The 15,247-nt window shown below is 71.3% G+C and carries 13 protein-coding genes; 8 read left to right on the forward strand and 5 right to left on the reverse strand.

Annotated features, from left to right (window positions below; all coding sequences use genetic code 11):
• Positions 1–24 precede the first annotated feature (24 nt).
• The 3 genes from ABZX61_RS17705 to ABZX61_RS17715 are packed head-to-tail and all read left to right on the forward strand — an operon-like array spanning position 25 to position 2,763.
• Complete coding sequence (locus tag ABZX61_RS17705; RefSeq protein ID WP_355195644.1) at positions 25–807, forward strand: aldolase/citrate lyase family protein; 783 nt, start codon at positions 25–27, stop codon at positions 805–807.
• Positions 804–2,036 (forward strand): exo-alpha-sialidase, encoded by a 1,233-nt coding sequence (locus ABZX61_RS17710; RefSeq protein WP_355195646.1) that lies wholly within the window; start codon positions 804–806, stop codon positions 2,034–2,036. The genes ABZX61_RS17705 and ABZX61_RS17710 overlap by 4 nt, the downstream gene beginning before the upstream one ends.
• Before the next feature lies 1 nt (position 2,037).
• Positions 2,038–2,763 carry an SDR family oxidoreductase gene (locus ABZX61_RS17715; protein ID WP_350727688.1) on the forward strand — a complete coding sequence of 242 codons (726 nt, stop codon included), beginning with the start codon at positions 2,038–2,040 and terminating at the stop codon, positions 2,761–2,763.
• Positions 2,764–2,827: 64 nt separating this feature from the next.
• Here the strand turns inward: ABZX61_RS17715 and ABZX61_RS17720 are convergent, their stop codons facing one another.
• The 3 genes from ABZX61_RS17720 to ABZX61_RS17730 all read right to left on the reverse strand — a co-directional run bounded on the left by ABZX61_RS17720 (position 2,828) and on the right by ABZX61_RS17730 (position 6,178).
• The gene (locus ABZX61_RS17720; RefSeq protein WP_355195648.1) at positions 2,828–3,727 is read right to left on the reverse strand and encodes a discoidin domain-containing protein; all 900 of its coding nucleotides are present in this window, start codon (positions 3,725–3,727) and stop codon (positions 2,828–2,830) included.
• Between the two features lie 15 nt (positions 3,728–3,742).
• Entirely contained in the window at positions 3,743–5,299 is a 1,557-nt protein-coding gene (locus tag ABZX61_RS17725) for an alkaline phosphatase D family protein (RefSeq protein WP_355195650.1), read from the reverse strand.
• Between the two features lie 93 nt (positions 5,300–5,392).
• Positions 5,393–6,178: a DeoR/GlpR family DNA-binding transcription regulator gene (locus ABZX61_RS17730; RefSeq protein WP_350727691.1), complete on the reverse strand. Its 786-nt coding sequence runs from the start codon at positions 6,176–6,178 to the stop codon at positions 5,393–5,395.
• A 173-nt stretch (positions 6,179–6,351) separates the two neighbouring features.
• Between ABZX61_RS17730 and ABZX61_RS17735 the strand changes: the two genes are divergently transcribed.
• From ABZX61_RS17735 to ABZX61_RS17755, 5 genes are read left to right on the forward strand one after another with little or no spacing between them, the layout of a single operon-like run.
• The gene (locus ABZX61_RS17735) at positions 6,352–7,659 is read left to right on the forward strand and encodes an extracellular solute-binding protein (protein ID WP_350727692.1); all 1,308 of its coding nucleotides are present in this window, start codon (positions 6,352–6,354) and stop codon (positions 7,657–7,659) included.
• Positions 7,656–8,567 (forward strand): sugar ABC transporter permease, encoded by a 912-nt coding sequence (locus ABZX61_RS17740; protein WP_192792926.1) that lies wholly within the window; start codon positions 7,656–7,658, stop codon positions 8,565–8,567. The genes ABZX61_RS17735 and ABZX61_RS17740 overlap by 4 nt, the downstream gene beginning before the upstream one ends.
• Positions 8,564–9,376, forward strand: a complete 813-nt coding sequence (locus tag ABZX61_RS17745) for a carbohydrate ABC transporter permease (RefSeq protein WP_350727693.1) — start codon at positions 8,564–8,566, stop codon at positions 9,374–9,376. The genes ABZX61_RS17740 and ABZX61_RS17745 overlap by 4 nt, the downstream gene beginning before the upstream one ends.
• Positions 9,373–12,750, forward strand: coding sequence for a hypothetical protein (locus ABZX61_RS17750; RefSeq protein WP_355195653.1), 3,378 nt, complete (start codon positions 9,373–9,375; stop codon positions 12,748–12,750). The genes ABZX61_RS17745 and ABZX61_RS17750 overlap by 4 nt, the downstream gene beginning before the upstream one ends.
• Positions 12,751–12,797: 47 nt before the next feature.
• Positions 12,798–14,117, forward strand: a complete 1,320-nt coding sequence (locus ABZX61_RS17755) for a hypothetical protein (RefSeq protein ID WP_355195655.1) — start codon at positions 12,798–12,800, stop codon at positions 14,115–14,117.
• Here ABZX61_RS17755 and ABZX61_RS17760 read toward each other — a convergent pair.
• Both ABZX61_RS17760 and ABZX61_RS17765 read right to left on the reverse strand, forming a co-directional pair.
• A complete protein-coding gene (locus tag ABZX61_RS17760; protein WP_355195657.1) occupies positions 14,090–14,338 on the reverse strand; it encodes a hypothetical protein in 249 nt (82 codons plus the stop codon). The two genes, ABZX61_RS17755 and ABZX61_RS17760, sit on opposite strands and share 28 nt — an antisense overlap.
• Positions 14,339–14,500: 162 nt before the next feature.
• Positions 14,501–15,214 carry an FkbM family methyltransferase gene (locus tag ABZX61_RS17765; protein WP_355195659.1) on the reverse strand — a complete coding sequence of 238 codons (714 nt, stop codon included), beginning with the start codon at positions 15,212–15,214 and terminating at the stop codon, positions 14,501–14,503.
• Positions 15,215–15,247 lie beyond the last annotated feature (33 nt).

Consider the following 15,247-nt stretch of genomic DNA (forward strand, 5'->3'; position numbering starts at 1 on the left):
CGACCACCGAGGAGAAGGCCAGCCGTGAGCATCACCGACTTCACCGCCAGGATCCGCGCCCGGCAACCCGCACTGGGCTACTGGTCCGTGCTCGATTCGCCCGTGTCCACCGAGCGCATCGCGCGCCTCGGATACGACTACGTGTGCCTGGACGCCCAGCACGGGCTGCTGGGCTACTCGGGGTTGCTGAGCGGCCTGACCGCGATCGACGCGGGCGGCGTGTCCGCGGGCCTGGTCAGAGTCGAGGCGAACAGCCCCGCCCCCATCGGCCGTGCCCTCGACGCGGGCGCCGCAGGCGTCATCGTGCCTCTCATCGACACCGCCGAGGACGCCGCGGCCGCTGTCTCCGCGACCCGCTATCCACCGAAAGGGCGCCGCTCGTACGGCCCGATGCGCTCCGCGCTCCGCATCGGACCGCGCCCCGCGGACAGCGACGCCACTGTGCTGGTCCTCGCCATGATCGAGACGGCACAGGGGCTGGCGAACATCGAAGCGATCTGCGCCACCCCCGACCTCGACGGCGTCTACGTCGGCCCGTCCGATCTGTCCCTGGCCCTGGGCGGCGCCTTCCCCGGCGACCCCGCGATCGCCTCCCAGTTCGAGGACGCGCTGGTCACGGTGCGTGAAGCCGCCCGGTCCGCCGGTATCGCCGCCGGCATTCACACCCCCGACGGCGGGACGGCCGCCAAGCGCCTGGCCGAGGGATACACCTTCGCCACCATCGCCTGCGACCTCGTCCACCTCGAACAGGCCGCGAAGTCCCACCTGACCGACGCCCGAGCCCAGTCTCGCCAAGGAGAACAGTGAGCCAGTCCCCGACCTCCGTCCCCGATCACCTGCCCATGGACGGCCTGATCCGGGTTCGCGACGACGATCCGGAGCGCCATGACGCGTACCTGATCGCGCCCGCCGTGCAGAACCACGCGGCCAACCTCATGTCGCTGCACGACGGTGATCTCGGCTGCGTGTGGTTCGGCGGCACGCAGGAAGGCGTCTCGGACATCTCCATCTGGTTCTCCCGGCTGCAGAAGGGCGCGGACACCTGGTCCACGCCCACGCGGCTGTCCGACGACATGACTCGTTCCGAGCAGAACCCGGTCCTGTTCCCCACGCCCGCCGGAGAGCTGTGGCTGCTGTACACGGCCCAGCACGCCGGCAACCAGGACACCGCCGAAGTCCGCCGTCGCATCTCCCGAGACGACGGTCAGACCTGGGGGCCTGTGCACACCCTCTTCCCCGCCACGAGCCGCGGCGGCGTCTTCGTCCGGCAGCCCGTGCTCGTGCTGCCCTCCGGCCGATGGCTCCTGCCCGTCTTCAACTGCGTCACCACGCCGGGCAGGCGCTGGGTCGGCGACCGTGACACCAGCTCCCTCATGATCTCCGACGACGAGGGACGAACCTGGCGCGAACAGCTCGTCCCCGACAGCACCGGCTGCGTCCACATGAACGTCCACCTCCTGGCCGACGGCACGCTGCTCGCGCTGTTCCGCAGCCGCTGGGCGGATTCGATCCACGCCAGCCGGTCGGAGGACGAGGGCGTGACCTGGAGCGCTCCCGCCGCCACCGAGCTGCCCAACAACAACTCCTCCATCCAGTACGTCACACTGCGTGACGGCCGGCTCGCGCTGGTGTTCAACGCCAGCAGCGCGGCCGACGCCACCGAGCGGCGAGTCTCCCTGTACGACGAGATCGATGACGAGGGCCTCGCCGCGACCCCGGCGACCCCGGTCGACGAAGAGCCGGCACCAGCCGGGAGCGATGAGCGGACCGCGTTCTGGGGCGCTCCGCGCGCGCCCATGACCCTCGCGCTGTCCGACGACGGTGGGCGCACGTGGCCGATCCGCCGCGATCTGGAGGTGGGCGACGGCTACTGCCTGACCAACAACTCCCGCGAGGGTCTCAACCGGGAGTACTCCTACCCGTCCATCCAGGAAACCGCCGACGGCGACCTGCACATCGCCTTCACCTACCACCGCCGCGTCATCAAGTACGTACGGGTGCGACCCGAGTGGGCCGCCCGCGCCGCGGGCGTCTGACGTGTCGACGGGCACCACGCCAGACCGGCACACCGCGGAGCAGCCGCAGCACGCGGTGGTGACCGGGGCCAGCTCCGGCATCGGCCAGGCCATCGCCGCACGCCTGCTCCGCGAGGGCTGGAAAGTCACCGGGATGAGCCGTACCCGCCCTCCGGAGCACCGCCAGGACAGCCCGGCCTACTCGTGGATCCAGGCCGACCTGACCGACCTCGACCAGTTGGCCGGCGCATCGGCCGCGGTGGGCACCGTCGACGCCGTCGTTCACGCGGCGGGTCTGCAACGCTCCGCACCGCTCGGACGCCTCTCGGCACAGGACGGCGCCCTCATGTGGCGCGTCCACGTCGAGGCCGCGACCGTCCTGGTGAACGCCCTCGCCGGCGCGATCCGCCCAGGTGGCCGCGTCGTGCTGATCGGAAGCCGCACGATGGCGGGCGCGGTGGGCAAGAGCCAGTACGCGGCGACCAAGGCCGCGCTCGTGGGCTTGTCCCGTTCCTGGGCCATGGAACTGGCCCCGCGTGGCATCACCGTCAACGTGGTCGCCCCCGGCCCGACGGACACCCCCATGCTGCGGGATCCCGGACGTGCCGCCACGCCGCCACGGGTTCCGCCGCTGGGCCGGTTCATCAGAGCCGAGGAGGTCGCGGGACTGACGGCCTTCCTCCTCGGCCCGGAAGGGGGCGCGGTCACCGGCCAGCACCTGGTGATGTGCGGCGGCGCGTCCCTGTGAGCCGGCGGCTCCGTCTCCTGGCCTAGCGGCTCCGTCTCCTGGGCTAGCCGCTCCGTCTCCTGGCCTAGCGGACCTCCACCTCCGTGATGCGGGTGTAGTCGTTGGCGCCGTTCGAGGCCAGGGCGACGATGCGGACCGCGTCCGCCGTCACAGCGGCGAAGTCCGAGCGCACGCTGCCCGCGGTGTTGCCGCGGACCTGCGCGACCGTCTGCCACTGGCCGTTCAGCCCCGCCTGGACGTCCCAGTCGCGCAGCCCGACGCTCGAGGACGGGTAGCGCTCGGTGTTCAGGGTGTAGAGGTCGACGCGGGAGATCTGCTTGGGGCCGCCCAGCGCGATCGACACCGTGTCCGGCCAGGCCCTGGCCGTGGCGTCGTTCCAGCCGTTGCCCCCGGCCCAGCCGTTCGAGCCGGCATCGCCGTCGGCGATGCTGCACGGCGGGTAGTTCGCGTTGGTGTGCTGGGACGAGGCGGTGACGGGACGGCGCAGGGCGAGATTGCCGCCGTTGTCGAGCTGGTCCAGGGTGACGACCTGGACGGGGACCGACAGGGTGCGGTCCGGCGTCTTGAGGCGCAGCGCGTACTCACCCTGTGGCGTGGTGGGTGGCACGGCGATCAGCAGCTTCGCGCCGAGCTCGTAGCCGGGCGGCAGGTAGCTGGTCAGCATCGAGCGGGAGGCGGACAGCGGCGCTGTCACCTCGACGGACATGGTCGCGTACGACGGCTTCCTGGCGTCGCTGCGCATGCCGATCTCGAGCTTGGCCGGGCAGGCCGGGTCCACGCCGAGCGGGGCCACGACCCGGTCGGCGCCCGCGATGGGGGTCAGCCTGCCGGTGCCCTTGGAGGCGCCCGATTTGACGGTGAGCGACGGGTTCGACGGGGGCTCGGAGGGATCCTGTGCATAGGCGGCGGCCGGGGCGGTCAGGACGACGGCGGTGGCGGCCAGCGCGGCGGTGAGGAGTCGCATGATCGGTCCTTCCTGTCAGAGCGCGTGCAGGCCGGGCACGCCGTCGAGGGTCACGAGGCTGGCCCTGGTGGAGACCGGCGCGCCGGGCCGGTCCACGTACGGCACCACCTTGAAGTCCGCCCGCCACTGGCTCCTGGTGACCTCGCAGGAGACGTAGCCGCGCTGGTAGCTGGAGAAGCGGAGATGCGGGTTGACCGGGTCGACGCCGCCGGCCGGCAGGCCGGTGTTCGGGTTGCCGTTGCCGCCGCTGCTGACGGAGGTCCCGACGAACTCCACGCCGACAGTCTGCGAGGAGGGGTCGTCGAAGTTCGCCTTGAGCTCCCCGGCCAGGTTGTAGTGGATGTCGCCGGTCAGCACGACGGGGTTGCTGACCTGCCGCTCCACCATGCCGTTCAGCACGCGGTCCTTGGCGGCCTTGTAGCCGTCCCAGAGATCCATGCTGAGCTTCTGCGCGGGCCCGGCGTCGTAGTCGAGCTGGATCATGGCGATCTGCTGGGCCAGCACGTTCCACTTGGCGCGGGACTCGCCCAGGCCGTCGAGCAGCCACTTCTCCTGCTCGGCCCCGAGCATCTGGCGGGCCGGGTCGAGCCGCTCGGCGCAGTCGATCTGCTGCCCGTCACCGCAGACCTGGTCGTCGCGGTACTGCCGGGTGTCCAGCACGTTGAACTCGGCCAGGTCGCCGAAGGAGAACCTGCGGTAGATCCGGGCGTCGGGCCCCTGCACGGCGGGCACCCTGATGGGCATGTTCTCCCAGTACGCGCGGAAGGCGTTGGCGCGGATCACCAGGTAGTCCTGCTCGGACACCTCGCCGCCGGGGCCGAAGCGGCCCGCCCAGTTGTCGAGCACCTCGTGGTCGTCCCAGGTGACGATCCACGGCGCCGCCTGGTGCGCGGCCTGCAGGTCGGGGTCGCTCTTGTAGAGGCCGTACTGGACGCGGTAGCGGTCGAGCGTGTCGCACTGCACCCGGAACTGCTCGGGCACCGGGGTGTTGCGGTTCCCGCCGGAAGGCACGATGCCGTACTCGTAGATGTAGTCCCCGAGGTGGAAGACGACGTCGGGACGCTCCTCGGCGAGGTGGCGGTAGGCGGCGTAGTAGCCGTCCTGCCACGACGCGCACGAGGCGAAGGCCAGATGCAGCGACTCGGGGCTGCTGCGCGGCGCGGGCGCCGTCCTGGTCCTGCCGACCGGGCTGAGCTGGCCGCCGGTGCGGAAGCGGTAGAAGTAGTCGCGGCCGGGGCGCAGCCCCTTCGCGTCCACGTGGACCGAGTGGCCGTACTCGGGGGTGGCCCACGTGGAGCCGTACCCCGCGCGCCGGGTGAACGCCTCGTCCTCGGCGATCTCCCACTCGACCTTGATCTTGTTGTACGGCAGCCCGCCCAGCGGTTCGAGCGGCCTGACCGCCAGCCGGGTCCAGAGGATCACCCGGTCGGGCAGCGGATCGCCGGAGGCGACGCCGAGCTGGAAGGGGTAGTCGCCGCTCACCGTGGCGGCTGCGGTCCACGGGTCGGCGAGGTCGGTGCTGAACGCCAGGGCTAATGCGCTCAGACCGAGGAACGAACGGCGCGTGTGCATGCTGCTTCCTCAGATGGGGGGCGAAAGCCCTCACTTTGTAGCAAGCAGGCAAGCTTGTAACAAGACTGAAGTTAAAAATCACACACAAACGTGTTACAACTGGGCGACCTCGACCCGCCGGTGCCGGTCGCGCAGGCGCTGCAGCATCTCGGCGGGGGCGTTGGCGTCGACCACGATGACGTCGAAGTCGTCGAGGGGCGCGACCCGGTGCAGCGCCACCCTGGCCAGCTTCGAGCCGTCCACGGCCAGGATCCGGCGGGTGCCCGAGCCCAGCATCGCCCGCTTGACCAGCACGATCTCCTGCTCCTGGTGGAAGGCGTACTGGTCGGAGACCGCGGAGGTGGAGACCACGACCACGTCCGTGCTGACCGCCTCGACCGCGTCCACGCAGCCCAGTCCGAGGAAAGAGTCGTGTGTGGCATGGTACTCACCGCCGAGCGCGATGAGCCGGATGTCGGGGGTGGCCGCGAGCAGCCTGATCGCCTCGAGGAAGTTCGTCAGCACGGTCAGCGGCGCGAGCTCGCCCAGGTGGCGGGCCACGGCCAGGGCCGTCGTGGAGTCGTCGAGCATCACGGAGCTGCCCGGCTCGATGAGCCCGGCCACCACCCTGGCGATCGCGTCCTTCTCCGCGGTGTGCGCCGTGAGTCGGTAGGCGATGTTGCTCTCCCAGACGTTGGAGGCCTGGGCGGTGGCGCCGCCGCGAACCTTGCGCACCATGCCCTGGCGCTCCAGCTCGTCGAGGTCGCGGTGTACGGTCATCACGCTGACGTCGAAGCTCTCCGCGAGCTCCGTCACCGTGGCCGAGCCACGCCGCACGATGTGCTCGGCCATGTCCCGCCACCGAGCGGACTTGCCGGAGGTGTGCTGCCGCGAATTCACCCTGAGCCCTCACCCTTGCCTGGACGGTTGCGGATCCTACTCTTGACACTCTTCTCGGGCGACTCGTACTCTCCCGACATCCCTCATTTTTAACAAAATCGGCTGTTAACTTAACAGGCCCGTCATTAAAACGTTCGTATCGGCCCCCCCAGTGCCGGGCGAGGAGACATGACATGACCGATCTGCGTGACGCCCGACTGAGCCGGGTCCAGTTCTTCCGCATGATGGGTGGCCTCGCCGTGGCCGCGGCCGCCACCGCCTGCTCGACCAAGCCCGAGACCACCGCCACCACGGGCGGAGGGACCGCCGCCGCCGGGGTCGACCTGAAGTTCCTCGGCGTGGCCGACCAGAAGGCGCCGATGGACGCGCTGCTCGCCGCCTACCAGAAGGTGAAGCCGGAGGTGCGGCTCACCGCCTCCTTCGCCCCCACCGACCAGGTGCAGACCTCGGTCCGCACCCAGCTCGGCGCGGGCAACGCCCCCGACCTGCACGTGGTCTACCCGGGCAACGGCAGCGCGATGTCCATGAGCCAGATCGCCAAGGCCGGGCTGCTGGCCGACCTGTCCTCCCAGGCGTGGACGCAGACGATCCCCGCCGGGTTCAAGCCCGCCTTCCAGCTCGACGGCAAGACCTACATCTACTCCGCCGGCTCGTCGGTCATCGGCGCCGTCTACAACAAGAAGGCGTTCGAGAAGGCCGGCGTGGAGGCGCCGCCCACCACGTGGACGGAGTTCCTCGCGGTCTGCGACAAGCTGAAGAAGGCCGGCATCACGCCGATCGCACTGGGCGCGCAGACGCCGTGGGTCACGCAGCTCATCACGTACGCGCTGGTGCCCTCCACCGTCTACGCCAAGGACCCGACGTTCGACGACAAGCAGCTCGCCGGGCAGACCTCCTTCGCCCAGTCGGGCTGGCGCCAGGCCATGGAGATGTACCTGGAGCTGCAGAAGCGCGGCTTCTTCAATGACAAGCCGAACGGCACCACGTTCGAGCAGCAGATCTCCATGGTGGCCACCGGCAAGGCCGGCATGGCGATCCAGGTGTCGGCCGTGCTGCCCGACTTCCGCAAGGCGGCCTCCTCGCCCGACGACCTGTCGATGTTCCCCGTGCCGGGCGCGGACGACGCCAACCAGGTGTGGATCCCCGCCGGCGTGGTCGTCGGCCTCGGCGCCAGCGCCAAGGGCCAGCACGTCGAGGAGGCCAAGGCGTTCATCGACTTCCTCGGCAAGCAGGAGAGCATCAACGCCTGGGCCAAGGCCATCGCCGCCATCCCGCTCACCCAGGACTCCTCCTCGACCATCGACCCGGCCGTCCAGTCGTTCCTGCCGTTCACCAAGGACCGGGCGGTGCCGTTCATGGACCAGCGCTGGCCCAACGCCGAGGTGCAGCCGGTGCACTTCGCGGTGATCCAGGAGCTGCTGGCCGGCAAGTCGACCATCGACGAGGCACTGAAGAAGATGGACGAGGCGTACAAGAAGTGACTTCCCTGACTGTCCAGCGGCGCTCGGCCGTCTCGCGGCGCAGGCGGCGCTTCAGCGCCAACTCGCCGTCCTGGCTGTTCGCCGCGCCCGCCCTCGTCGTCTACGCGCTGGTCGTGCTCTACCCGGCCGCGGCCGGCGTGGTGTACGCCTTCACGGACTGGAGCGGCATCGGCCAGGACATGTCCTTCGTCGGCCTGGCCAACTTCGGCGCGCTCCTGGGCGACGAGCAGGCCATGGGCTCGATCGGCAACACGCTGCTGCTCACCGTGGCCATCGTGGCCGTCCAGAACGGGGTCGGCCTGCTGCTGGCCCTGGGCGTCAACGCCAAGCTGAAGAGCCGGGCGCTACTACGGGTGATCTTCTTCGCGCCGGTGGTCGTCAGCCCGGTCATGGTGGCGTTCCTGTGGAAGTACGTCTACAACCCCGACCCGTCGGCGGGCCTGAACGGGCTGCTCGGCCTGAGCGTGGACTGGCTGGGCGACCCGTCGGTGGCGCTGTGGTCGATCGCCGGCATGGTCGTGTGGCAGTACGCCGGATACTCCATGGTCATCTTCCTGGCCGGGCTCGAAGGCGTGCCGAAGGAGCTGCACGAGGCGGCCATGATCGACGGGGCGGGCACCTTCCAGCGCTTCCGCTACGTCACCTGGCCGCTGCTGGCCCCCGCCGTGACGATCAACCTCATGCTCTCCACGATCGGCGGGCTCAAGCTCTTCGACCAGATCTTCGCCGCCACCAACGGCGGCCCCGGCTACGCCACGGAGACCCTGTCCACGGTGCTCTACAAGCAGGCGTTCGTGTTCGGCAAGTTCGGCTACAGCACCGCGATCGCGCTGGTGCTCGCCCTGTTCGTGGCGGCCGTCTCCCTCGTCCAGGTCTACTACCTGCGCAACCGGGAGGTGTCCGCATGAGAAGGACGTTCCTGCTGGAGATCGTGATGATCGCGGCGGCGGTGGCGTTCCTGTTCCCCGTCTACACGCTGATCTCGCTGTCGCTGAAGGACCCGGCGCAGATCTCCCAGACGCCGCTGGCGCTGCCCGACCCGCCCACGCTGGACAACTTCGGCAAGGCGTGGTCGGCCGCCGCGCTCGGCCCGTCGCTGGTCAACAGCACGGTGATCACCGTGGCCAGCCTGGTCCTGCTGATCGCGCTCGGCTCGTTCGCCTCCTACTTCCTGGCCCGCGTGCACAGCAGGCTCGGCTACGGCCTGTACATCCTCTTCCTGCTGGGCATCGTGCTGCCGTTCCAGCTCGGCATGATCCCGCTCTACGAGCTGGTGACCGATCTGGGGCTGATCGGCACGCACGCCGGGATGATCCTCTTCTACACCGGCATCCAGCTGCCCTTCACGGTCTTCCTCTACACCGGCTTCATCCGCGCGCTGCCCCGCGAGTACGCCAGCGCCGCCCAGATCGACGGCGCCTCCCACCTGACGGCGTTCACCCGGGTGGTCTTCCCGCTGCTGCGGCCCATCACCGGCACCGTGCTGATCCTCAACGCCGTCTTCATCTGGAACGACTTCTTCACCCCGCTGCTCTACCTGGGCGGCTCCGGGTTCGAGACGGTCCCGGTCAGCGTCTTCGCCTTCGTCGGCCAGTACGTCTCCGACCACGGCCTCGTCTTCGCCGGGCTCGTCCTCGGGGCGCTGCCGATCGTGCTGGTCTTCCTGGTGCTGCAGCGTTACGTCATCAAGGGCTTCTCCAGCGGGCTCAAGGGATGACCGTCTTCGACGTGCTCCGCGAGCCGCCACGGGAGTTCTCCCCGGCGGCCATCTGGTGGTGGAGCGGCGAGCCGCTGCGCCGCGACCGGCTGCGCTGGCAGATGGAGCGGCTCGTCGCCGGGGGAGTGCGCAACCTCGTCATCCTCAACCTGGCGCCGTCGGGGCCGCTGTTCGGCTCCGATGCCGACGACCCGCCGTTCCTGTCGGAGGCGTGGTGGAAGCTGCTGGACGGCGTCTGCGCCGACGCCTGCGAGCTGGGCGCGTACCTGTGGTTCTACGACCAGCTCGGCTTCTCCGGCGCCGACCTGCAGGCCCGTCTCGTCCAGGAACGCCCGGAGTTCGCCGGGCAGTGGCTGGCCGCCGACGGGACGGTCTCGACGCGCGGTTTCGACTACCTGTCCCGCGAGGCATGCGCGGTGCTGCTCGACCGAGTGCACGGCGAGTTCGAGCGACGGGTCGGCCACTGGTTCGGCACGGTGATCGCCGGGTCGTTCCAGGACGAGCTGCCGACCGTGCCCACCTGGTCGGCGACGTTCGCCGAGGAGTACGCGGCACGGCGCGGCCGGCCCTTCACCCTCGACGCGCCCGACTGGCACGCCTACCAGCAGACCCGGGCCGAGCTGGCCGAGGAGGCGTTCTTCCGGCCGCTGGCCGCCTGGCACGAGCGCCACGGCCTGCTCAACGGCTGCGACCAGCAGGACCCGGCCCGCGCCGGGCATCCCGTGGACGGGGTCCGGCTCTATGCCGACTACGCGCGTACCCATCGCTGGTTCGGCGCGCCCGGCTCCGACCACCACGGCGACGCGCGCCTGCACTCCTCCCTCGCCCACCTGTACGGCCGGCCGCGCACCTGGATCGAGGCGTTCCACTCCAGCGGCTGGGGCGGCACCCTGGAGGAGACCTTCGACTGGCTGCTGCCCTGGTTGCGCGCCGGTGCCAACCTTTACAACCCGCACGCCGTCTACTACACGACCCGGCGCGGCTGGTGGGAGTGGGCGCCGCCGTCCACCGACTGGCGCCAACCCTACTGGCGGCACCACCGGGTCTTCGCGGACGCGGTGACCCGCCTGTGCGCGGCCCTGTCCCTGGGCCGCCACGCCTGCGACGTCGCGGTGCTCCTGCCCACCGCGACGTCGCAGGCCGGAACCGGGCTGGACGGCGTCGGCGCGCAGGCCGCGCGGGCGCAGGAGGTCTACCGGGAGCTTGTGGGCGACATGGCGTGGTTCGCGACCGTGCCGGGAGCGCTCGACAGGCTCGGCCTCGACGCCGACGTGATCGACGAGGACTCGGTGCGGCGCGCGGACGTGCGCGACGGGCGGCTGGCCGTCTCCACCGAGGCGTACCGGGCCGTCGTGCTGCCCGCCGTGACCGTGCTCGACGAGGACGTGGCCGCGCGGCTGAAGGAGTTCGCCGCCGGCGGGGGGCTGCTGGTCGCGGTGGGGGCGGTCCCCGACGGGCTCCCGGCCGTGTCCGTGGAGAGCGCCGAAGGGATCGGGGCGGCGCTGGCCGGGCTCGAACGGCGGGTCGAGGCGCCGGTGCCGCCGCTGGTACGCGAGATCGGCGAGACCACGCTGGTGTTCCTGACCGCCGCGTTCCCCATGGCCAGCAGGATCGGCGTGGGACGGCCCGAGGAGCGCGGCGTCGAACTGGGCTGGCTGGACGCGGCCATCGACTTCGACCCGTCCCGGTACGCCCGCGAGATGCGGGTGAAGGTGCGCGGCGTCTCCGGTACGCCGCTGCTGGCGAGCCCGTTCGGCGGGGAGCCCCGGGCGCTGCCGTGCACCACGGACGGGGACGCGCTGGAGGTCGTCGTGCCTTTCGACGACGGGCCCGCCGCGCTGCTGATCTTCGACGGGACCTCCCGGGTCCCGGCGCCGCGCCCGAGCTTCCCGCATGAGGTGGAGCTGGGCGAGGAGTGGGACGTCGAGCTCGTGCCGACGCTGGACGACACCTGGTCGGACTTCGGCAGCCGCGCCGTCGTCGAACGCTGGACGCTGCGCACGCCGGACGGCGAGCCGGTGCACGTCACGTTCGAGCCCAGGGGCGAGCAGCGGGTCGGGGCCGGGCCGTGGACGCCGTCGGTGTGGTCGCCGTCGCGCGGGCTGCGCAAGGACCCGATCCACCGGGAGACCCTCGGCCCCAAGGGGCACGTGCCCGTGGAGTTCCTGGCGTTCGGGACGGTCGGGGCGGGGGAGGAGGCCCGCTTCCGCAGCCTGCTCACCGTGCCCGCCGACATGCCCGCCGACATGCCCGAGGGCGGCCGGCTGGCGATCGGGGCGGGCGCGGCCAAGACCGCCTGGCTGGACGGAGAGGAGCTGCCGCTGGACGACTCCGGATACGCGGCGGTCTCGCGCGCGCCGCTCGCGCCCGGCACCTACCTCCTGGAGCTGCGGTTCGTCCCCGACGAGGAGCTCGACCTGCGGGCGTACGCCTGCCTGGTCGCCGACCCCCGCGACGCCGCTCTGCCCGAGTGGATCGGCGGGGCCATGGAGACCACCGTGCACGTCGGCGCACCGCCGTACGAGCTGCTGCAGGTGGCCTCGACCGCGTACTGCCGGGTGCTGGTGAACGGGGCGGAAGCGGGCAGGCAGGGCGGGTTCGACCCGTATGAGGAGGCGGACATCCCCCGGGTGCGCCGCTACGACGTGTCCGGCCTGCTCCGGCCGGGCGGCAACACGATCAGCGTGGAGTCGGACGGCTGGGTGCTGGTGGACGGGCTCGCGGTCTCCGGTCCCGGCTGGCCGTCGCGGCCCCGCGTACGGCGGCGCCAGCAGGGCGACCCCGCCGCGCTCCACCTGCGGCCGCGGCCGCATCCGCTGCCCGGGGCGGGCTGGCTCGACGGGCGCGCGAGCGCGCTGCCCGCCGGGTTCGCGGTCCCGGGCGGATACCCCGGCCCCGGCCGTCTCCTCCTGGACCCGCCGCCCGGCGTGACCGGCATCGAGGTGGACGCGACGGGTCCCGTACGGATCCACGGCACGGAGCTGGAGGTCACCGGGTCGCTCACCGGCCCGGTCCGCTTCACCTGCGGCCCCGGCCGGATGCGGCTCGGCGACTGGGAGGAACGCGGCCTGTCCGGCTACAGCGGCGGCGTCCGCTACCGCACCACGATCACCGCCGCCGCCGGGCCCGGCGTGCTCGACCTCGGCAGGGTGCGCGGCACGGCCGAGACCACCGTGAACGGCCGGCCCTGCGGGATCCGGGTGTGCTCCCCCTACACCTTCGACGTCCGGCTGGACGAGGGCGAGAACACGATCGAGATCCTGGTCCTCGGCACCCTCGGCCCGTTCATGGACGAGATCAGCCCCACCCACTTCGTCTTCCCCGGCCAGCGCAGCACCGGCCTGTTCGGCCCCGTCCGCCTGTGCACGGACTGACAGCGTGCTGCCAGCCTTTTGCCAGGCCGGCCGGGGACCGTGAGGTCATGGACATCCGACTCGGAGTGGTACGAGGCCTCCAGTACGGCCTCGTCGAAAAGCCCGACACGTTCGCCCCGCAGGCCAGGGAGCTGGGCGCCGGGCTGGTACGCGTGTTCTTCTACTGGTCGCAGCTCGAACCCGAGCCCGGCCGCCACGACTGGTCGGCGGTGGACGCCGTGCTCGGCCAGTTCGACGACGACACCGAGCTCTGGTTCACGCTCGGCGCGGCCTCGCCGTGGGGCTCGACCCGCTCAACCGACCTGCTGCCCGCCTCGCCGCCGCTCGACCCGGCCGCCTACGCGGCCACGCTGCGCGCCCTCGTGACGCACTGCCGGGGCCGCGTGCGCTACTGGCAGTGCGAGAACGAGCCCTGCATCCCCCTGTTCTGGGCCGGCACGGCCGCCGACTACGTGGCCCACCTCGCCACCTTCCACCAGGCGGTCAAGAGCGCCGACCCGGACGCCGCCGTGGTGCTGGGCGGCTGCCCGCCCGGCGTCTTCTCCGCCTCGGACGAGCCCGACGACGAACGGGACTTCTTCCTCCAGGTCATCGAGGAGGGCCGGGACGCCTACGACGTCTTCGACGTCCACCTGTACGGGGACCCGTACCTGATCCCCCGCGCGATCGAGGACCTGCGCGCGGCCGTGGGGGACAAACCGATCGTGGCCGGCGAGTACAACGGGCCGCTGCCGACGCAGTACCCCGAGGTGTTCGAGCACCTGGCGGAGGTGATCGAGGCCGGGGGCATGCAGCCGTGGCACCGCCTGACCGTCGAGGACCTCCACGAAGGGCGGCTCACCACCGAACCGGTGCGCGCCGCCATGAAACGGCTCTACGACCGGATGGCGGAGCTGCCGCCCACGCTCCAGATGTTCATGACCGGCTGCCCGCCGGAGCTCGAGGCCGAGCGGCACCGGATCAACGCCGACGACATCGTCATCAGGAACATGCTGGCCCTGTCGTCCGGCCTCCGGCTGACCGTCTGCTGGCAGCTCGGCCCCGACATGCCGGCGCCGCCCGATCCGTACAACCTCCTCCAGCTGATGTTCTCCAAATTCCAGCTCATGGCCTTCGAGGGCGGCACCATGTCCGTGCGGCATCCCGGCGCGGACGCGTTCGCCGAGCTGTCGTCGCGGCTGGCGGGCGCGACGGACGTGCGCCGCGTGGAGGTGCCGGAGCGCCCGGACGCCCACGTCTTCGAGCTGGTCGGCACGGGGGTGGAGGTGGCCTGGCTGCGCCCCTCGTCCCCCGAGCCGCCGACTCTGGTCTGGAACGGCACGGTCCTGGACGCCCGGCCTCAGTTCACGTACGCCCACAGGTCGTAGGTGGGGTACTGCGGGTTCTGCGGCTGGGTGGTGCTGCACCACCAGGTGCTCCACCGGCCGTTCTGCTGGCCGGACTGGCCGAACGAGATGCAGATGTCGTAGGGCAGGCTGGAGTAGACCTTCTGCAGGGTCAGGTCCGCGTGCGCGGGTGCGGCCACGGCCACGGCGGGCACCAGGGCGGTGGCGGCGAGCAGTGACAGGGCGGCGAGTCGGTGACGCACCAGGTCTCCCATCTCGAAGAGGGGTGGATCACCGTAAATTGCACGACACGGTGATCCGCCGCCGCAACGGCGTCGCCCCCGCCCTTCCGGCCACCAGCGCGAATGCCCGTCGCCGCGGTGAAATTTTCAGCGGGCGTCCGGCGGCCTCGCACCCGGCGCGGCTCAGCGGGCGAACAGGTAGTTGCGCCGGTGCGTGCTCACCCGGTCCGCCCGGTTCCAGCGGCCCCGGTGCCAGACGTGCATGCGGTAGCCGCGCGCGATCAGTGAGCCCGCCACCTCGGCGGAGTCCCTGCCGTACCTGCCGAGGTGGCGGTCCTCGATCTCCAGCAGCAGAGCGGGCCGGTGCTGCTCGATGGCCCACTCCGCGCCCTTCAGCACCTCCGTCTCGCACCCCTCGACGTCCATCTTGATGAAGTCGACGCGGGAGATCTCCCGCAGCTCGCACACGCGGTCCACGGTGTACACGGGGACCTCGAGCGTCCTGGTGGCGGCGAAGGGGCCGGGATGTTTCAACCCCTCCTCCAGGTGCGCCCAGCCGTGGACGGGCAGGCCGAACCGGTACGGCAGCCGCAGCCGCCGGTATCCGGTGGACGAGCTCAGCGCGGCGTTGGTCACCCGCACGTTGCGCGCCCCGCTCGCCCGCCGCCCGGCCTCCAGGATCCGGTACGGCACCGGCAGCGGCTCGAAGCTGTGCACCTGCCCGGCCGGCCCGGCGAGCCTGGCCAGCGGGTAGGTGTACATCCCGTAGGCGGCCCCGATGTCGAAGCAGACCGCGCCCGGCCGGACGAACTCGGCCAGCCCCCGCAGTTCCGGCTCGCTGAGCGACACCGCCGCCCCCGCCCGCAGCATCGCGGCCACGGCTTCCACTCTCATCATGCCGGTGACGGTAGAGACGGGGTGGGGAGCGGC

The organism is Nonomuraea sp. NPDC003709 (assembly GCF_040610775.1).
Lineage (GTDB): Bacteria > Actinomycetota > Actinomycetes > Streptosporangiales > Streptosporangiaceae > Nonomuraea > Nonomuraea angiospora_A.